Source organism: Streptococcus sp. HMSC067A03, assembly GCF_001814295.1.
GTDB classification, from domain to species: Bacteria; Bacillota; Bacilli; order Lactobacillales; family Streptococcaceae; genus Streptococcus; species Streptococcus constellatus.
Genome location: NZ_KV815648.1, coordinates 33,504 through 53,470 on the forward strand (window position 1 = coordinate 33,504; position 19,967 = coordinate 53,470).

Genomic DNA, 19,967 nt, shown 5'->3' on the forward strand with positions numbered 1-19,967 from the left:
TGTATAATAAATCAACAACTAGATGACAGATTAGGTTCTCTTCCAAGCTTAAAAAAGCGAATGGAGAGAACCTAATCTGCTTTGTAGGGTAGGATAAAAGGCAGATTTCTAGAGAAGCAGAACTGTATCAACCATTTTTTAGGTAAGGAAATATGAAACAAGAACGAACTATTTTTTTTGAAGATTTTGATATAGAGTATTATCGACATTATATTCTTCGCTATCAAAAGGAAGAATATAGCCGCATTCAGCACTCCCTTGAACGAATGTTTAGCCATTATTTTTTGTTTGATGGAAATTGGGATATGGAGCCGTGCCCGAGAGAACATCAGATTCAGCCGATGAATTGGGAAGTGCTATTTGAAGAAGATCCAGAGTGGGCTTACATGCTCAATCGGCAGGAGTATTTACTGAACTTTGTTATTGGTTACTTGGTCGAGGGAGACATGCGATATATTCAAAAATTGAAGTTTTTCATTTTTGATTGGATAGAGCAAGTCCAAGAATTTTCTCCGCAATCTTTGACGACTAGAACCTTAGATACAGGGATTCGCTGTTTTACTTGGTTGAAAATTTTGCTGTTTTTACTGGAATTGGATTTGCTGGAAGAAAAGGAGTTGCAAATCATTTACCGCTCTCTTGAAACTCAGATTCACTTTATGAGAAGGTGTTATCGTGACAAGTATACACTCAGTAATTGGGGGATTTTGCAGACCATTCCAATGATTGCCATCTATCATTTCTTTTCAGAACAGCTCGATATTGAAGAGGAATATCTGTTTGCAATAGAAGAATTACAGCAACAGGTACAAATTCAAATTTTGGAAGATGGCACCCAGTTTGAGCAGTCTATTTTGTATCATGTAGAAGTTTATAAAGCTCTGTTAGAATTGTGTATCTTGCTACCAGAGTTGAAGCACAAGTATGCGACTTTGTTAGGAAAAATGGCTACCTACATTCAGATGATGACAGGCTTGGATGGAAAGACGATTGCTTTTGGTGATAGCGACTGTACAGATACGTGGGATATTCTGAATTTATCTGCTCTCGTTTTAGAAGATGAACAATTACTCTCATTAAAAAATCCATACTTAGATCCATATAGTTTGCTGTTGGTTGGGAGAAAAGGTGCTGATCGTTTAGCGACATTAAAAGCTCAAAAACAAGGAACAAGAACTGCTTTTTTCAAGGATTCTGGTCAGGTTTGTATTCAGACGCCTCGGAGCCATTTCTTTTTCAAAAATGGACCGATGGGTAGTGCCCATACTCACAGTGATCAAAATAGCTTTTGCCTGCAGGATCAAGGCAAGCTAATTTTTGTGGATTCTGGTCGCTATACCTACAGAGAGATAGGAGAACGTTCTGTTCTAAAAAGTGCTTGGAGTCACACCGGATGTATCCTTGATGAGACACCGCCTGAAATAGTATCTGGTTCTTGGGATTATGAAAATTATCCACAATCTTTGTTTTGTGACTATCAAAGAGTTTCAGATGCTCATTATGTGGAAGGCAGTTATCTGGCTTCAAATCCATCTTCTTGCTTGCATACTCGGAAAATCATCATGTTGGAAGAAGGTGTTTGGCTTGTAATAGACGATATTAGATGTGCCGGAGATCATAAGTTACGAACTCAATTTATACTAGACAGCCAAGTTGCTGGTAGTCCAAGTCAAGTCAATGACCTTAAGATTTGGAGCGAGATTCCGCTGGCGTTAGAAAAAACGTTCATTTCTAAGAAATACAATGAACTGGAAGAAAGTCATAAATTGGTCAAAATACAGAAATTTTCAGATCGAATCATTGATGCCACTCTGATTACGGATCAATCATTTGCTGTAAAATATCATACAGTTTATCATACAGATGGGCGCCGGCTTCCTAATGCACTTGCAATTGAAATAGAAAATGACTGCACAAATAAACTGATCTTAGTGTTAAATGATGATATTTACAAAGGAGAAAAATTATGTGTGGTCAATGGTATTAAAATGAGAGGAAAATGTGTTATCTATGACAAAAAAACTTGTACAAAAATCAGACTAAAAAGTTAGAAAAGTCTGATTTTATGGGATTTGAAGCCATCGTTTTGTGATAAAATATGTTATAATATGAGTGCTTAGGAGGGACCTTAAATTGGCAAAAAAATTGACCATAAAAGATATTGCAGAAATTGCTCAGACCTCAAAAACGACTGTTTCCTTTTACTTAAATGGTAAATATGAAAAAATGTCTCAGGAAACCAGAGAGAAAATCAAAAAGGTTATTGAAGAGACTAATTATAAGCCTAGCATTGTAGCGCGCAGCCTCAACTCCAAGCGAACCAAATTGATTGGCGTTTTGATTGGCGATATTACCAATAGTTTTTCAAATCAGATTGTCAAAGGAATTGAGGATATTGCACATCAAAATGGTTATCAGGTTATGATTGGAAATAGCAATTACAACCAAGAAAGTGAAGACAAATATATCGAAAGTATGCTTTTGTTAGGAGTGGATGGTTTCATTATTCAGCCGACTTCAAACTTTAGAAAATATTCTCGCATTATTGAGGAAAAAAAGAAGCGAATGGTCTTTTTTGATAGTCAATTGTATGAACATCGGACAAGTTGGGTCAAAACGAATAATTACGATGCAGTCTATGATGTGACACAGGCTTGTGTTGCAAAAGGTTATGAAAAATATATTCTCATCACGGCAGATATTAGCCGATTGAGTACACGGATTGAACGAGCTAGTGGCTTTATGGATGCTTTGGCAGATTCCAACTTAGAATATACAAGTTTGATTATTGAGGATGAGCACACTGACTTAGATAAAATGAAAGAATTTTTGCAAAAGGAAGTCAATTCAGGAGAGAAAACCTTAGTTTTTGCACCAAATTGCTGGGCTTTACCACTGGTGTTTACCGTTATGAAAGACTTGGATTTTGATATACCAAATGTGGGCTTGATTGGTTTTGATAATACAGAATGGACGAGCTTATCTTCACCAAGCATCACGACAATTGTCCAACCAGCTTTTGAAGAAGGGCAGCAAGCAACGAAAATTCTGATTGATCAGATTGAAGGTCGTCATCAGGAAGAAAAGCAGCAAGTGCTGGATTGTAGTGTTCATTGGAAAGAATCGACAATCAATTGATAACGATTAAGCAAGGTTTGAGGATTAAAATTCGGATTTTTCTCTTTCAGTTTATGCAAATTTCCTTTACTTATGCTACAATAGGAAAAAGTATGTTGATTGGAGCAAAGAATGAAAGCGATTATTACGGTTGTTGGCAAGGATAGAACGGGGATTGTGGCAGGAGTGTCTAGCAAGATTGCAGAGCTTGGTTTGAATATTGATGATATTTCACAAACGGTTTTAGATGAATTTTTCACGATGATGGCAGTCGTTTCTAGTGATGAAAAGAAAGATTTTACTGTTTTGCGCGAGGAGTTTGAAGCCTTTGGCAAAACTCTCAATATTAAAATCAATATTCAAAGTGCAGCAATTTTTGATGCCATGTACAATATCTAACAGAGGTGAAAAAATGGATATAAAGCAGGTTACTGAAACGATTGCCATGATTGAGGAGCAGAATTTTGATATTCGGACTATCACTATGGGCATTTCACTTCTCGACTGTATTGATACGGATATTGAGCGAGCGGCGGAAAAAATCTATCAGAAGATTACCAGTAAAGCTAGAGATTTGGTAGCTGTCGGAGATGAAATCGCTGCTGAGCTAGGGATTCCCATTGTCAATAAGCGCGTTTCTGTCACGCCTATTTCCCTAATTGGGGCAGCGACCGATAGTGAGGATTATGTGCCACTGGCAAAGGCGCTGGATCGAGCAGCAAAAGAAATTGGTGTTGACTTTATCGGTGGTTTTTCTGCTCTGGTGCAAAAGGGTTATCAAAAAGGAGATGAAATCCTTATCCGTTCCATTCCGCGAGCTTTAGCGGAGACTGATAAGGTTTGCTCCTCTGTCAATATTGGTTCCACCAAGTCAGGCATTAACATGACGGCGGTGGCAGACATGGGACGTGTCATCAAGGAAACGGCTGAACTTTCTGATATGGGAGCTGCGAAATTAGTTGTTTTTGCGAATGCTGTCGAGGACAATCCTTTCATGGCAGGAGCTTTTCACGGTGTCGGTGAAGCGGATGTAGTCATCAATGTTGGGGTTTCTGGTCCTGGTGTTGTCAAGCGTGCGCTGGAAAAAGTCCGTGGTGAGAGCTTTGATGTGGTGGCAGAAACGGTTAAGAAAACAGCCTTTAAAATCACTCGTATCGGTCAATTGGTCGGTCAAATGGCTTCAGAGCGCCTAGGTGTGAAATTTGGAATTGTTGATTTAAGTTTGGCACCAACGCCAGCTGTTGGGGATTCTGTCGCTCGTGTTTTGGAAGAAATGGGATTGGAAACAGTCGGTACGCATGGAACGACGGCAGCTTTGGCTTTGCTTAATGACCAAGTCAAAAAAGGTGGCGTAATGGCTTGCAATCAAGTCGGCGGTTTGTCTGGTGCTTTCATTCCAGTTTCAGAAGACGAGGGGATGATTGCAGCAGTTCAAAATGGTTCTCTCAATCTAGAAAAATTAGAAGCCATGACTGCTATCTGCTCAGTAGGCTTGGATATGATTGCGATTCCTGCGGCAACACCTGCTGAAACCATTGCAGCTATGATTGCCGATGAAGCGGCAATTGGCGTTATCAACCAGAAAACGACAGCGGTGCGGATTATTCCTAAAGGAAAAGAAGGGGACATGATTGAATTTGGCGGTCTTTTAGGAACGGCTCCGGTCATGAAAGTTAATCAGGCGTCATCTGTTGATTTTATCGCGCGTGGTGGACAAATTCCAGCACCAATTCATAGTTTTAAAAATTAAAATGTGGTCTGTATGACAGGCCTTTTCTTTTGAAAAGGAGATTGAAATGACAAAAACGAAATTATACATTATTCGTCATGGAAAAACGATGTTTAATACAATTGGTCGGGCGCAAGGATGGAGTGATACGCCACTTACGGCTGAAGGGGAACGTGGCATCCATGAATTAGGAATTGGTCTGCGAGAGTCGGGATTGAAATTTTCTAAAGCTTTTTCCAGTGACTCTGGGCGAACGATTCAGACCATGGGGATTGTCCTTGAAGAACTCGGTTTAACAGGCAACATTCCTTATACTTTTGACAAACGGATTCGTGAGTGGTGTTTCGGAAGTTTTGATGGAGCCTATGGTGGTGAGCTTTTTTATGGCGTGATTCCACGAGTTCTTAATACAGATGACTATAAGGAGCTGAGTCTACCTGAGTTGGCGAATGGCTTGGTTGAAGTCGATACAGCTGGTTGGGCTGAACCTTGGGAACAATTGAGCAGTCGGATTCTGGATGGGTTTACAGCGATTGCTAAAGATGTAGAAGCTTCTGGCGGGGGCAATGCTCTTGTCGTCAGTCATAGTATGACAATCGGTGCTTTTGCGTATCTGATTGATGAAGCGATTACCAAAAATCCTGGCGTGCAAAATGGCAGTGTAACAGTTGTTGAATATGAAAATGGGAAATTTACCATTCAAACATTAGGAGACATGTCTTATCGCCAAGTGGGTGCTAAGATACTGGAAAAACAAAAATAATTATAAAAACAGGAATGTAAGAAAAGTTGATGTTTACAAATTGTGACTTTTATCTTACTCCTGATTTTTCTTTCATCTCTCAAACGATTTTCTGCAAAAAATGATATAATATAGTGAGAAAAACGGAGGTAAAATATGGCAAAAACAAGATTATACATTGTTCGCCATGGGAAAACCATGTTTAATACAATCGGTCGGGCACAAGGCTGGTCTGATACACCTTTGACCGCTGTGGGAGAACGTGGAATTCGTGAGCTAGGGATTGGACTTCGCAAGTCTGGGATTCAATTTGCAAAAGCTTTTTCTAGTGATAGTGGGCGGACGATTCAAACCATGGGGATTCTGCTAGAGGAACTCGGTTTAACAGGACGCATTCCTTATCGCACAGATAAACGACTTCGCGAATGGTGTTTTGGCAGTTTTGATGGAGCCTATGATGGCGAATTGTTCATGGGAGTGATGCCGCGTGTTTTTAATGTAGAGCATGTTCATCAATTGAGTTATCCTGAGTTGGCCGAAGGTCTGGTGGAAGTGGATACTGCTGGTTGGGCTGAAAGTTGGGAAAAATTGAGCAATCGTATTTGGACAGGATTTTCAGACATTGCAAAAGAAATAGAAGCCTCTGGTGGTGGCAATGCCTTGATTGCTAGCCACGGCATGACTATTGGAACTTTTGTATATCTCATTGACCAAACAAGACCGCATGGTTTAGATAATGGTAGTGTGACGGTTGTTGAGTACGAAGAGGGTCGCTTTACAGTTGAATATGTTGGTGATATGTCTTATCGCACAGTGGGGGCAAAAGAACTAGCAGAACAGTCAGCAAAATAAAGTGTTCAAAATCAACTGATATGAACAAATCAAGGGAGTTTAGATAGAATTTGTATATGAAAAAGCAGGGAAATTTCCCTGCTTTTTCATATATTTCTCGACCAAAGCACAATTCGAAGCTAATGACCTGGGTAATAAATTGGGCTGAATCTGAATTGAAAGCGGATACTTTTTATATTATACTAAAATTGTAGGAGGTATCATCGTGTTATCAAATGAGCTCATTGAAAAATTTCAAATCTTTTCTAGCTATCCGAATGCCTCTATATTAGAATTAGCTGTTCTCCTGAAATCCAATAGAAAAATGGTGCTGACGGATATACGTAAAATCAATGATATATTGTTTAGTGTGGGGTTACCACGGATACAAATAGAAGAATCGTATATTCAAATGCCAGATATTTCTCTCAATGATCTATTTTCCCGGATGTCATTAGACTCAGGTGAATATTTGTTCTTTGAAGAGCGATTGGATATGATCATACTTTATATTCTATTGAATACTGATTTTGTCTCTAATACTCATTTGCAATGCTTACTTCAGATGAGTAAAAATTCGGTTTTATCTGATTTAAAAAAAGCGAGATTGCAGGCAAAGAAATATGGGGGGCAACTTGTCTATACTCGACAAGAAGGTTACATTATACGTGCAACCGACACAAAGCGTATGCTTCTACTTGAGCAAGTGGTAGAAAATATTTTAGCCAAAGCTAGTGGCAGTTGGGTCATCAAATATGTGCTGGATGAATGCCAGATTCAAATAAATGTTGAAGAGATTTATAACTTCTTATATGATTTGGGCTGTCAATATCATTTGGTTTTTATTTTTGAAAAAACCAAAGCAGTGAGCTACTTATTAGCGGTTTTGGCTAGCCAACAATGGGAAGAACAGACTGTCATTGGACCTCCATATTTATCGAAAATGGAACAATCTTCCATAGGGAGACTTGTGAAAGAGTTGGTGGTTTCTTATCCTTTGCTAGAGCAGAAACGTTATTTTATCATGAGTCGGTTAGCAGGATGTATTCAAGGAGATTTGATAGACAATCCAGACCCGTTAATGATTTTCATTATGGATCGGATTATCAATCAAGTAAAAGCTTATACAGGGATTGAATTTAGAGATTCCATTCAATTTAGAAAAGATTTATATGCTCATCTTTATCCGGCTTTTTATCGACTTTTGTTTGATATTCCATTGAATAATCCTTTAAAAGAGCAGATTCTAAAGGATTTCAATTCACTCTTTCATCTTGTAAGGCGAAGTTTGAGCCCTTTGGAAAAATATTTGAAAAAGACGATTAGCAATGATGAAATTGCTTATTTCACCATTCATTTTGGTGGGTATCTGGAGCAGATTGGGACATCAAATCAGAGTGCGAAGTTGACTGCTCTAACTATTTGTCCAAATGGTGTTAGTTCTTCTTTGATTCTTCAGTCGGAGTTAAAGCAGCTATTTCCTAAAATGATATTTCGAGAGGTGCACCAGCTAAAACAGGTGAAAGAAATTGGTGTTTCTACTTACGACATGATTTTTTCAACAATTTATTTTGAAACGAATAAGCCACTTTATTTGTTAAAACCTTTGATGAATTCAATGGAGAAAATCATGTTGAAAAAACAAGTTTGTACCGACTTTAATATAGATGAAATGGGAATTTCTGTTGAAGAATTATTGCAGATTATCCATAGGCATGCAGAGATCAAGGATATGAGTAAGCTTCGCAGAGAATTATCGACTTATATCATGGGTAATCAAGAAAAACAAGAACTAGGAGGATATGGTTTGGTAGATTTACTGGAAAGAAAATTAATAAGGCAGATAGAGTGTGTGCCTGATTGGAAGAAAGCGATTCAAGTGGCATCTGCTCCATTGCTGGAACAAGGTTATATCCACCAATCTTATGTGGAAGGGATGATTGATTCGGTGGAGCAAATGGGACCATATATTGTACTGGCACCAAGGGTTGCTGTTCCACATGCATCGCCTGAATACGGAGTTGATAAATTGGGAATTAGTTTATTGCAACTCAAACAACCTGTGGATTTTGATATAACAGGTGAAGGAGATGAGGAAAAGCAAGTTCAATTAATTTTTGTCTTGGCTGCAGTTGATTCGACTTCCCATCTAAAGTCGTTGCAGGAGCTGGCAATGATTTTGGATGATGAAGAAGTAGTAGGGAGCTTAATTAGGGCGGAAACAATTGATGAAATACTATGCATCATCACAGAAGCAATTGAGAAAGGAGAAAGCTATGATTAAAATTGTAACAGTTTGTGGAAATGGTATCGGCAGCAGTCTTTTACTACGTTTAAAGGTGGAAGCAATAGCTAAAGATTTGGGTATCGAAGTGGAGGTAGAGTCTTGTGACTCAAATGCTGCAGTCGGAAAAGGTGCCGATCTTTACGTAACGGTTAAAGAATTTAAAGATATTTTTCCAGTAGAAACCAAAGTCTGTATTGTCAAAAGCTACACAAATCGTAAGAAGATTGAAGCAGATTTGGTTCCAGTTTTAGAAGAAATGAATCCTTAATAAGAATGGAGGTTTTATGATGAATGGAGTACTGACTTTTTTACAAAATATTTTGAGTGAACCTGCGTTTTTGATGGGCCTGATTGCCTTCGTTGGCTTAGTCGCTTTGCGCACTCCGAGTCACAAGGTGTTGACAGGAACATTAGGACCTATTCTAGGGTATTTGATGTTAGCTGCTGGAGCGACTGTTATCCAACAAAACCTAGCTCCTTTGGCTACTTTGATTGACCAAGGCTTTGGCATTACAGGGGTTGTACCAAATAATGAAGCTGTAACTTCGGTAGCTCAGAAGATTTTAGGTGTTGAAACCATGTCTATCTTGATTGTTGGCTTGGTTTTAAATATTTTGTTTGCACGTTTCACGCGATTCAAATATATCTTTTTAACAGGACACCATAGTTTCTTTATGGCTTGTCTTTTGTCTGCAGTATTGGGAGCGATTGGCTTTAAAGGAATGGCTTTAGTTGCGGTTGGCGGCTTTATTCTTGGGGCCTGGTCTGCAATTTCGCCAGCTATCGGGCAAAAGTATACTCTGAAAGTCACCGATGGAGATGAGATTGCTATGGGACATTTTGGCAGTCTGGGTTACTATCTGTCAGCTTGGATTGGTTCTAAAGTTGGCAAAAACAGTCCCAGTACGGAAGAATTGCATATCTCTGAGAAGTGGAGTTTTTTGAGAAATACAACCATTTCGACAGGCTTGGTAATGGTCGTATTTTACCTCATTGCAGTTGTAGCCTGTCTCATCAATAATCCTAAAACTGTAACAGAATTAGCAGCAGGGAAAAATCCGTTCATCTTTGCTATTGTAGGCGGTTTGACATTCGCAGTTGGTGTCGCTATCGTTTATGCTGGTGTTCGGATGATTTTGGCAGATTTGATTCCAGCTTTCCAAGGTATCGCAATGAAATTGATTCCGAATGCTGTTCCTGCTGTGGATTGTGCTGTATTCTTTCCTTATGCTCCGACGGCTGTTATTCTCGGTTTTGCTTTTAGTTTCCTTGGAGGTTTGCTTGGTATGTTCGTGTTAGGAGCAATTGGTGGTGTTTTGATTGTTCCTGGTATGGTGCCTCACTTTTTCTGCGGAGCAACTGCTGGAATATTCGGAAATGCAACAGGGGGGCGACGTGGAGCTATTTTGGGATCTTTTGTAAATGGCTTGTTTCTAGCCTTTCTTCCTGCAACGCTCTTACCCGTTTTAGGAAAATTGGGTTTTGCAAATACAACGTTTGGCGATTTTGACTTTGGCGTATTTGGAATTTTGCTGGGTAATGTTGGAAATTCCATTGGACAAATCGGTGTTTATCTGATTGTAGCGGTTTTAGTCGTGGTTTTACTGTTACCATCCATCATTACAAAGGGAAATACAGCTTTAAATAATATTTCTGAAGAATAACATTAAGGAGAAAAATATGGTTAAAACATTATCTATTAAAGTTTACTCAGATGGTGCGGTATTGGATAAGATGTTAAAGGATTTAGAGTCTGGGTTAGTATCAGGTTTTACGACCAATCCTAGTCTAATGAAAAAAGCGGGCATTACAAGTTATGTAGAATTTGCCAAAGAAGTGTTGACAAAAATTACAGAATTTCCAGTGTCATTTGAGGTGTTTTCAGACGAGATGGAAATCATGGAAAAAGAAGCGGAATTCTTAGCTTCTCTCGGTGAAAATGTCTATGTGAAAATTCCGGTCATCAATTCTCGAGGTGAATCAACTCTTCCTCTCATTGATCGATTAACATCTAAAGGAATTAAAGTTAATGTGACAGCGGTGTTTACTGTAGAACAAGTCAAGGAAATTGTGCCAGTTTTAAAGGCAGGACTGCCGTCAATCGTGTCTGTCTTTGCGGGGCGGATAGCTGATACAGGTGTGGATCCGATACCGATTATGAAAGAATCTTTGACTTTATGTCATCAAAAATCTAGTGTGGAATTGCTGTGGGCGAGTCCACGAGAAGCATACAATATTTATCAAGCAGACGAGTTAGGTGTAGATATTATCACTTGTACACCAGATTTGATTCAAAAATTATCTCTCAATGGCAAAGATCTATATGAGTATTCATTGGAAACTGTTCAGATGTTTCTCCGTGATAGCACTAGCTTAGGGTTTAAGATAATAGAAGAATGATGTGCAAATACTTCATCTTAAGTCTGATTTTTAGCACTCTTGTAAAAAGAGTGCTAATTTTTTGAGTTTTTATCTTGACTTTGGTGTGGAAGAGTGTATAATAGAATCATGAGTTAGCACTCGAGTAGGTTGAGTGCTAATTGTGATTGGAATCTTGATTGGAGGTGATGCCGTGGTCACGGAGCGTCAAAATGAGATTTTGAATTTGATTATTGATATCTTTACCAAGACCCACGAGCCAGTCGGATCCAAAGCGCTACAAGAGTCAATCAAATCAAGCAGTGCGACGATTCGTAATGATATGGCTATTCTTGAAAAACAAGGCCTTTTAGAAAAAGCACACACATCAAGTGGACGTAAGCCTAGTGTTGCAGGTTTTCAATACTTTGTCAAACACTCCCTTTCCTTTGATCGTCTTGCTGAAAATGAACTCTATGAAGTGATAAAGGCATTTGATCGTGAATTCTTCAAGTTAGAGGATGTTCTTCAACAGGCAGCAGATGTTCTTTCAATGTTGAGCGGATGTACAGTGGCAGCACTTGATGTAGAGCCAAGTCAACAACGCTTGACTGCTTTTGACATCGTGATTCTCAGCCAACATACAGCTTTAGCAGTTTTCACTTTAGATGAGTCCAATACGATTACCAGCCAGTTCGTGATCCCCCGTAATTTCCTACGAGGTGATTTGATTCAGCTGAAAGAATTGATTCAAGATCGTTTTTTAGGACAAACAGTTCTTGATATTCACTATAAAATCCGAACAGAGATTCCTCAGATTATCCAGCGTTATTTTACAACGACCGATAATGTTCTGGATCTTTTCGAGCATATCTTTAGTGATATTTTCAAAGAAAATGTCATTGTGTCTGGGAAGGTAAGATTATTAGATTTTGCAGATTTAGAGAGTTATCAGTTCTTTGATCAGCCCCAAAAAGTAGCTTTTGAGCTTCGAGATAGTTTAGCTGAAGATCAGATGCAAAGTGTGCGCGTGGCAGACAGCAGAGAAAGCTGTTTGGCTGATTTGACTCTAATTTCCAGCAAATTCCTCATTCCTTATCGAGGTTTTGGGGTGCTGGCAGTTGTTGGTCCGGTTAATCTTGATTACCAACGGCTGGTCAGCCAGATGAATGTTGTCAACCGTGTGCTGACCATGAAATTGACTGATTTTTATCGATATCTGAGTAGTAATCACTATGAAGTCCATTAATTATAGTATAAATATTCCTAAAAAGGAGGTGCCTTGTGGCAAAACATAAACAAGAAGAACATCCAGAAGATGTAGAAGTAAAAGAGGAAGCTGTAGAAACAACTGAGCAGGTTGAATCAGTAAGTCCTGAAAAAACAGAATTAGAACTAGCCAATGAGCGTGCAGAAGATTTTGAAAACAAATATCTCCGTGCTCACGCTGAAATGCAAAATATTCAGCGCCGTGCTAATGAAGAACGCCAGCAGCTGCAAAGATACCGCAGTCAGGATCTGGCAAAAGCTATCTTGCCTTCGTTGGACAATTTAGAGCGAGCTCTGGCTGTCGAAGGGTTGACGGATGATGTCAAAAAAGGCTTAGAGATGGTGCAGGAAAGCTTGATTCACGCTCTGAAGGAAGAGGGAATTGAAGAAATCGCAGCGGACGGAGCATTTGACCATAACTATCACATGGCCATCCAAACAGTTCCAGCTGATGATGAGCACCCTGCCGACACTATTGCACAGGTCTTCCAAAAAGGCTACAAACTCCATGACCGCATCTTAAGACCAGCAATGGTGGTTGTTTATAATTAGGCGGTAAGTCAGAAATCTGTGATTTCGTTGACGCACCCCCGCAAGGGTGATTAGGCTGGTCACGAGCGTTTGCGAAGTGAACTGCCAATCAGCTACTGCGTAAAATTTGTCCGAAACGACAATAAACTATGAAGGAAGAAAACATTCGTTTAGCTTTGCTTCTGATGAGCGAAGCGAACCAAAGACGATACTCTTTGTCGTGGCGCTACTTACGCAAACTTTGAGACTTTAGGCTCAAAGTTTAGTCAAAGAGATTGACGAAGTCAAGCTCTGACGGCGTCGCCACCTAAGAAGAGTATCAAAAAGAAAATTAAAGTAAAAATAGGAAATAAGAAAGGATTTGAACCCGAACGAAATGCTCGGAAAATAGATAAACCGCCTGGCATTCATCGAATGCTTCGTTGGTTCCCTAATTTTCAGTCGCATTGTCGGCGTTCTTGGTATCATTATTATGTCTAAAATTATCGGTATTGACTTAGGTACAACAAACTCAGCAGTTGCAGTTCTTGAAGGAACTGAAAGCAAAATTATCGCAAATCCAGAAGGAAATCGCACAACTCCGTCTGTCGTATCATTTAAAAATGGTGAAATCATCGTTGGCGATGCTGCAAAACGTCAAGCAGTGACAAACCCAGATACAGTGATTTCTATCAAATCAAAAATGGGAACTTCTGAAAAAGTTTCTGCTAACGGAAAAGAGTACACTCCACAAGAAATTTCAGCCATGATTCTGCAATACTTGAAAGGTTATGCAGAAGATTATCTTGGTGAAAAAGTAACTAAGGCAGTTATCACTGTGCCAGCTTACTTTAACGATGCACAACGTCAAGCGACCAAAGACGCTGGTAAAATCGCTGGTCTTGAAGTAGAACGGATTGTCAACGAACCAACAGCTGCAGCCCTTGCTTATGGTCTGGATAAGACTGATAAAGAAGAAAAAATCTTGGTATTTGACCTTGGTGGTGGTACTTTTGACGTCTCTATCCTTGAATTGGGTGATGGTGTCTTCGACGTATTAGCAACTGCAGGGGACAACAAACTCGGTGGTGACGACTTTGACCAAAAGATTATTGACCATATGGTAGCTGAGTTTAAGAAAGAAAACGGCATTGACTTATCAACTGACAAGATGGCGCTTCAACGTTTGAAAGACGCAGCTGAAAAAGCAAAGAAGGATCTTTCAGGTGTGACTTCAACGCAAATCAGCCTGCCATTTATCACAGCTGGTGAAGCTGGACCGCTCCACTTGGAAATGACCTTGACTCGTGCTAAATTTGATGATTTAACACGTGATCTTGTAGACCGTACAAAAGGTCCTGTTCGTCGTGCTTTATCTGACGCTGGACTTTCTCTGTCAGAAATCGATGAAGTTATCCTAGTTGGTGGATCAACTCGTATCCCTGCCGTTGTGGAAGCTGTTAAGGCTGAAACTGGTAAAGAACCAAACAAATCAGTGAACCCTGACGAAGTTGTTGCCATGGGTGCAGCTATCCAAGGTGGCGTCATCACTGGTGATGTCAAAGACGTTGTCCTTCTTGACGTAACACCATTGTCACTTGGTATCGAAACAATGGGTGGAGTTTTCACAAAACTGATTGACCGCAACACAACGATTCCAACATCTAAATCACAAGTCTTCTCAACTGCAGCAGACAACCAACCAGCTGTTGATATCCACGTTCTTCAAGGGGAACGCCCAATGGCAGCAGATAACAAGACTCTTGGACGTTTCCAATTGACAGATATCCCAGCTGCTCCTCGCGGAATCCCTCAAATCGAAGTAACATTTGACATTGATAAGAACGGTATCGTGTCTGTTAAAGCCAAAGACCTTGGAACTCAAAAAGAACAACACATTGTCATCCAATCTAACAGCGGCCTGACTGACGAAGAAATCGACCGCATGATGAAGGATGCAGAAGCGAACGCTGAAGCAGATAAGAAACGTAAAGAAGAAGTTGATCTTCGTAACGAAGTTGACCAAGCTATCTTTGCGACTGAAAAGACTATCAAGGAAACAGAAGGTAAAGGCTTCGACGCAGAGCGTGACGCTGCCCAAGCTGCTCTTGATGAACTTAAGAAAGCGCAAGAAGACAATAACTTGGACGACATGAAGGCGAAATTGGAAGCTCTCAACGAAAAAGCTCAAGCATTGGCAATGAAACTCTACGAACAAGCCGCTGCAGCCCAACAAGCTCAAGCAGGAGCAGAAAGCGCACAAGCAACAGGAAACGCAGGCGATGACGTCGTAGACGGAGAGTTTACTGAAAAATAAGATGCAAAGCCCGTTAAAACCTCACAGTGAAAATAGGAAATCTGATGCAGAAACTTTAGTTTCTAGAAAGATTTATCTTTTTCACCAAGAGGTTAGGGCGTGCTCGATTCAGCATTACTAGTTTGATTTTTAAAACTCGAACGTCGTAATGATAGGAAGAAATCCAGAGGTTGTAAGCCAGCCTCTGTTTTTCGGTAAGAAAGAAATTGGAATGGAAACTTCCGGTTCTTTCTTATACTAAGTTAGAAAGGAACTGAACCCGACCTAAATTCTCAGAAAAAAGAGAAATCAGCCTAGGAGCATCGCTCCGTCGCTTGATTTCCTATTTTTCAGTCGAATTTTACAGTCTTGGTATCTTAAATGAACAATACAGAATATTATGACCGTCTAGGTGTCTCTAAGAATGCATCTCAGGATGAGATCAAGAAAGCCTATCGGAAATTATCAAAGAAATATCACCCAGACATCAATAAAGAACCGGGTGCTGAAGAGAAATACAAGAAAGTCCAAGAGGCTTATGAAACCTTGAGTGATGAGCAAAAACGGGCAGCCTATGACCAATATGGTGCTGCGGGTGCCAATGGCGGCTTCGGTGGTGGAGCTGGCGGTTTCGGTGGCTTTGATGGTTCTAGCTTTGGTGGCTTTGAAGATATTTTCTCTAGCTTCTTTGGTGGAGGCGGTGCAAGTCGCAATCCAAACGCACCTCGTCAAGGAGATGATCTGCAATATCGAGTCAACCTTAAGTTTGAAGAAGCGATTTTTGGCACAGATAAAGAAATTAAATACAATCGTGAGGCAACCTGTCATACTTGTCATGGTTCTGGTGCGAAACCAGGAACCAGTCCAGTCACTTGTAGCCGCTGTCGTGGGGCAGGCGTGATCAATGTGGATACACAAACACCTCTTGGAATGATGCGCCGTCAGGTGACCTGTGATGTCTGTCATGGGCGTGGACAAGAAATCAAAGACCCTTGCCAAACTTGTCACGGAACAGGGCATGAAAAGCAAGCTCATAGTGTTCATGTTAAAATTCCAGCAGGTGTTGAAACTGGTCAACAAGTTCGCTTATCTGGGCAAGGTGAAGCTGGTTTCAATGGTGGACCTTATGGTGATTTGTATGTCGTCGTTCAGGTGGAATCAAGTGACAAGTTTGAACGGGATGGATCAACCATTTATTATAAGCTCAATCTCAATTTCGTTCAAGCAGCTTTAGGTGACAGCGTGGAAATACCAACCGTTCACGGTGATGTGGAATTAACCATTCCAGAAGGAACGCAAACCGGCAAACGATTCCGCCTACGTGGAAAGGGAGCACCGAGCCTTCGTGGCGGCAGCATGGGAGACCAGTATGTCACAGTCAATGTTGTAACACCGACAGGACTTAATGACAAACAAAAAGCAGCGCTGAAAGAGTTCGCAGAAGCTGGTGATATGAAAATCAATCCAAAGAAAAAAGGTTTCTTTGATAAAATGAAAGATGCCTTTGAGCAATAAGAAAAGAGCAGTTTGACGCTGCTCTTTTATATTATAAGGATAAAAATGTGTGTTTTTCATCTTTGGTGATGACGCGCTTGATACCAGTTGGTTGTGTGGAAACAAGTTTTGCTAGAAAATTTGGGTAGGCTTGATACTCATCCATTCGATCTAGTGGAATCCATTCAACTGTTTCGGCAGCAGAAAAGCTTGGGAACTGCTGGCCTTTTGACTTCATCAAGTAATAAAAGGAAATTTCATGGCAATTCAGACCGGCTAATTTGCCAGAACTTTGTTGGAAAAAATTTTCGTGAATGAACAGCAATCGATCGATTTCGTAGTCCTGTCCAGTTTCTTCCTTAATTTCTCGAAGAACAGCTTCTTCTGATGTTTCTCCTAGCTGAACAGCTCCACCTAAAGGATAAAAATAATCCTCGTTTGGATTGGTCATAAAAGCAAGCGCGCCTTCTTCAATAATGACGGCAGCAGCTTTGTAACGAAATCGAAATTTCTTTTCGCAAAAAGTAATATCAGTCATTTATCTTTCCTCCGTATTCTAGTGTAGCATATTTTTAATGAAAATCTGTCCCCGGACAGTTGGGTTTTTAGTTTCTTGTTTTCCAATTTATTTCTTGTTACAATAAACACATGACACGATATAAAGCGATTATTTCTTACGATGGTCATGACTTTGCTGGTTTTCAGCGGCAACCTCATGCTCGCAGCGTTCAAGAAGAGATTGAAAAGACTTTAACTAAAATCAATAGAGGAAAGCCTGTCATCGTTCATGGAGCTGGACGCACAGACAGTGGCGTTCATGCTTTGGGGCAGGTAATTCATTTTAATTTACCACAAAAAAGGGATGAAGAAAAACTACGTTTCGCACTTGATACGCAGACACCAGAAGACATTGATTTTATTAGCGTAGAAGAGGTGAATGAAGATTTTCATTCAAGATATTGTAAACACAGCAAGACCTATGAATTTATAGTGGATATCGGGCGTCCTAAAAATCCTATGATGCGCCATTATGCAACCCATTACCCTTATCCGCTTGATTTGAGTTTGATTGAAGAAGCTATTGAAAAGTTAGAAGGAACTCATGATTTTACGGGTTTTACAGCTTCAGGGACTAGTGTGGAAAATAAAGTTCGGACGATTACAAAAGCATACTTAGACTTTGATGAGAAACGCAACTTTCTGATTTTTACTTTCTCTGGCAATGGCTTCTTGTATAAGCAAATTCGCAATATGGTCGGTACTTTATTGAAAATTGGAAATAAACGAATGCCAGTTGAGCAAATTGATAGAATTTTAACAGAGAAAAATCGTCATTTGGCTGGACCAACAGCAGCACCAAACGGACTTTATCTAAAGGAGATACGATATGAGGAATAATCTTATTCTGGCAATTTCAGGGAATGATATCTTTAGCGGTGGCGGATTGCACGCTGATTTAGCCACTTATACAGTCAATCAACTACATGGTTTTGTGGCAGTGACTTGCCTGACAGCCATGACAGAGCAAGGTTTTGAAGTCATTCCTGTTGATTCTACTGTTTTTTCTCAGCAGCTTCATTCTCTCAAGAATGTGCCTTTCTCAGCCATCAAACTAGGACTCTTACCAAATGTTGAAATAGCAGATTTGGCCTTGGATTTTGTGAAAGCTCATGCAGGCATTCCTGTCGTATTAGATCCTGTCTTGGTTTGCAAGGAAACTCATGATGTCGAGGTCTCAGCACTTCGAGAGGAACTGATTAAATTTTTCCCTTATGCAAGTATTATCACGCCTAATTTACCAGAAGCCGAACTATTGGCTCAAAAAGAGTTGCGAACGGTGGAAGACGTAAAAGAAGCGGCTAGAATTTTCCATTTCTTAGGTGCTAAATCCGTTGTTATCAAAGGAGGGAATCGTCTAGATTCTCAAAAAGCAGTTGATGTTTTTTATAATGGAGAGCAGTTTCAATTTCTGGAATCACCTGTTTTAGACAACAATAACACGGGCGCTGGCTGTACCTTTGCTTCTAGCATTGCCAGTCAGTTAGTGTTAGGAAAATCAATTGTTGAAGCAGTTCAAATTTCAAAAAAATTTGTTTACCAAGCTATCCAACATTCAGATCAATATGGGGTTGTTCAATATGAAAAAAAATCAGACATATAAACTTGTCCTTTTGTCCATGATTGCTGCGTTGACAGTTGTTTTGGGCTACTATTTAAAAATTCCAACACCAACGGGGATTTTAACGTTCCTTGATGCAGGTATTTTCTTTACCGCCTTTTATTTTGGCAGAAAAGAAGGAGCAATCGTCGGTGGTTTAGCTGGGTTTCTCATTGATTTGCTTTCGGGTTATCCACAGTGGATGTTCTTTAGCTTGATTTTTCATAGTTTACAAGGATATTTTGCAGGTTTTAAAGGAAGAAATCGTTATCTCGGTTTGGTGTTGGCTACGCTTGTTATGGTAGGAGGTTATGCTGTTGCTTCCACTATCATGCATGGTTGGGGAGCGGCTTTTCCAGAAATATTTCCTAACTTTTGCCAAAATACCTTAGGGATAATTGTCGGATCTATTTTGAATAAACTGTTGACAGATGTTTTGAAAAAGTCAAACAAATAAGGGCGGTGTCCTCTTGGGCTTCTAAAAGCTCTATTTGTAAATATATTCAGAAGTATTTATGACAAAATGAAACGAGGCGAAATGATGAATTTACCAGAATTGAAAAAACAAACTCAAACCATTTTAGCAGATGTTTTAGAGAAATCAGCACTATCTTCCGGTGATATTTTTGTACTGGGCTTGTCTTCCAGTGAGGTGATTGGAGGGCATATTGGAAAAAATTCCAGTCAAGAAGTGGGAGAAGTTGTTGTCAAAACTATGTTGGATATGTTGTCAGTTCGCGGAATTTACTTGGCAGTTCAGGGATGTGAACATGTCAATCGTGCTTTGGTCGTGGAGAAAGAATTGGCGCAGAAACAAAATCTGGAAATTGTCAATGTGTTGCCAACTCTTCATGCTGGTGGAAGTGGTCAATTAGCAGCTTTTAAATATATGAACAACCCAGTTGAAGTGGAATTTATTACGGCTCAAGCAGGGATGGATATCGGAGATACAGCAATTGGTATGCATATTAAGCACGTCCAAATTCCAGTACGACCAATTTTGAGAGAACTCGGAGAAGCGCATGTGACTGCGCTTGCCAGTCGTCCAAAGCTAATCGGTGGAGCGCGAGCTGCTTACCAAAAAGATAAAATTCGAAAAGCATAAAGAGCAAAATCAGCAAATGGACGGAAAAATCGTTAAATTTTTCATTAGAAAATTTGTGAAATAACGTGTAT

At 39.9% G+C, this 19,967-nt stretch carries 19 protein-coding genes; 18 read left to right on the top strand and 1 reads right to left on the bottom strand.

Going from position 1 to position 19,967, the window contains the following annotated elements; genetic code table 11:
* Positions 1–152 precede the first annotated feature (152 nt).
* The 14 genes from HMPREF2963_RS03685 (at position 153) to dnaJ (ending at position 16,654) form a co-directional block, all read left to right on the top strand.
* Positions 153–2,051: a heparinase II/III domain-containing protein gene (locus HMPREF2963_RS03685; protein ID WP_070668776.1), complete on the top strand. Its 1,899-nt coding sequence runs from the start codon at positions 153–155 to the stop codon at positions 2,049–2,051.
* A gap of 82 nt (positions 2,052–2,133) precedes the next feature.
* A complete protein-coding gene (locus HMPREF2963_RS03690; RefSeq protein ID WP_003035460.1) occupies positions 2,134–3,138 on the top strand; it encodes a LacI family DNA-binding transcriptional regulator in 1,005 nt (334 codons plus the stop codon).
* A 111-nt stretch (positions 3,139–3,249) separates the two neighbouring features.
* Complete coding sequence (locus tag HMPREF2963_RS03695) at positions 3,250–3,516, top strand: ACT domain-containing protein (RefSeq protein ID WP_003035507.1); 267 nt, start codon at positions 3,250–3,252, stop codon at positions 3,514–3,516.
* A 13-nt stretch (positions 3,517–3,529) separates the two neighbouring features.
* Positions 3,530–4,867 (top strand): PFL family protein, encoded by a 1,338-nt coding sequence (locus HMPREF2963_RS03700; protein ID WP_003070600.1) that lies wholly within the window; start codon positions 3,530–3,532, stop codon positions 4,865–4,867.
* Between the two features lie 46 nt (positions 4,868–4,913).
* Positions 4,914–5,609 carry a histidine phosphatase family protein gene (locus HMPREF2963_RS03705; RefSeq protein WP_037597982.1) on the top strand — a complete coding sequence of 232 codons (696 nt, stop codon included), beginning with the start codon at positions 4,914–4,916 and terminating at the stop codon, positions 5,607–5,609.
* Positions 5,610–5,744: 135 nt separating this feature from the next.
* A complete protein-coding gene (locus HMPREF2963_RS03710) occupies positions 5,745–6,440 on the top strand; it encodes a histidine phosphatase family protein (RefSeq protein WP_037597981.1) in 696 nt (231 codons plus the stop codon).
* Positions 6,441–6,645: 205 nt separating this feature from the next.
* Positions 6,646–8,703, top strand: coding sequence for a BglG family transcription antiterminator (locus tag HMPREF2963_RS03715; RefSeq protein WP_070668779.1), 2,058 nt, complete (start codon positions 6,646–6,648; stop codon positions 8,701–8,703).
* Entirely contained in the window at positions 8,696–8,974 is a 279-nt protein-coding gene (locus tag HMPREF2963_RS03720) for a PTS sugar transporter subunit IIB (protein ID WP_003035564.1), read from the top strand. The genes HMPREF2963_RS03715 and HMPREF2963_RS03720 overlap by 8 nt, the downstream gene beginning before the upstream one ends.
* 19 nt (positions 8,975–8,993) lie before the next feature.
* Entirely contained in the window at positions 8,994–10,370 is a 1,377-nt protein-coding gene (locus tag HMPREF2963_RS03725; RefSeq protein ID WP_003070596.1) for a PTS ascorbate transporter subunit IIC, read from the top strand.
* Between the two features lie 16 nt (positions 10,371–10,386).
* Positions 10,387–11,106: a transaldolase gene (locus HMPREF2963_RS03730; protein WP_003070595.1), complete on the top strand. Its 720-nt coding sequence runs from the start codon at positions 10,387–10,389 to the stop codon at positions 11,104–11,106.
* 172 nt (positions 11,107–11,278) lie between these two features.
* The gene (gene hrcA / locus HMPREF2963_RS03735; protein WP_037598203.1) at positions 11,279–12,313 is read left to right on the top strand and encodes a heat-inducible transcriptional repressor HrcA; all 1,035 of its coding nucleotides are present in this window, start codon (positions 11,279–11,281) and stop codon (positions 12,311–12,313) included.
* 35 nt (positions 12,314–12,348) lie between these two features.
* Positions 12,349–12,885, top strand: a complete 537-nt coding sequence (gene grpE / locus HMPREF2963_RS03740) for a nucleotide exchange factor GrpE (RefSeq protein ID WP_006270252.1) — start codon at positions 12,349–12,351, stop codon at positions 12,883–12,885.
* Between the two features lie 451 nt (positions 12,886–13,336).
* The gene (gene dnaK / locus HMPREF2963_RS03745) at positions 13,337–15,160 is read left to right on the top strand and encodes a molecular chaperone DnaK (RefSeq protein ID WP_070668783.1); all 1,824 of its coding nucleotides are present in this window, start codon (positions 13,337–13,339) and stop codon (positions 15,158–15,160) included.
* Between the two features lie 360 nt (positions 15,161–15,520).
* On the top strand, positions 15,521–16,654 hold the full coding sequence (gene dnaJ / locus HMPREF2963_RS03750) for a molecular chaperone DnaJ (RefSeq protein ID WP_070668785.1): 1,134 nt from the start codon (positions 15,521–15,523) through the stop codon (positions 16,652–16,654).
* A gap of 31 nt (positions 16,655–16,685) precedes the next feature.
* On the opposite strand, the gene HMPREF2963_RS03755 is transcribed toward dnaJ, so the two are convergent.
* Positions 16,686–17,171, bottom strand: a complete 486-nt coding sequence (locus HMPREF2963_RS03755) for an NUDIX hydrolase (protein ID WP_037597974.1) — start codon at positions 17,169–17,171, stop codon at positions 16,686–16,688.
* Positions 17,172–17,281: 110 nt separating this feature from the next.
* On the opposite strand from HMPREF2963_RS03755, the gene truA reads away from it, so the two are divergent.
* The 4 genes from truA to HMPREF2963_RS03775 all read left to right on the top strand — a co-directional run bounded on the left by truA (position 17,282) and on the right by HMPREF2963_RS03775 (position 19,896).
* Positions 17,282–18,031, top strand: coding sequence for a tRNA pseudouridine(38-40) synthase TruA (gene truA, locus HMPREF2963_RS03760; protein ID WP_003070588.1), 750 nt, complete (start codon positions 17,282–17,284; stop codon positions 18,029–18,031).
* Positions 18,021–18,794: a bifunctional hydroxymethylpyrimidine kinase/phosphomethylpyrimidine kinase gene (locus tag HMPREF2963_RS03765; protein ID WP_070484245.1), complete on the top strand. Its 774-nt coding sequence runs from the start codon at positions 18,021–18,023 to the stop codon at positions 18,792–18,794. Before truA ends, HMPREF2963_RS03765 begins: the two co-directional genes overlap by 11 nt.
* Positions 18,772–19,248, top strand: coding sequence for an ECF transporter S component (locus HMPREF2963_RS03770; RefSeq protein ID WP_070668788.1), 477 nt, complete (start codon positions 18,772–18,774; stop codon positions 19,246–19,248). The genes HMPREF2963_RS03765 and HMPREF2963_RS03770 overlap by 23 nt, the downstream gene beginning before the upstream one ends.
* Positions 19,249–19,332: 84 nt before the next feature.
* Positions 19,333–19,896 (top strand): TIGR01440 family protein, encoded by a 564-nt coding sequence (locus HMPREF2963_RS03775; RefSeq protein ID WP_070668791.1) that lies wholly within the window; start codon positions 19,333–19,335, stop codon positions 19,894–19,896.
* Positions 19,897–19,967 lie beyond the last annotated feature (71 nt).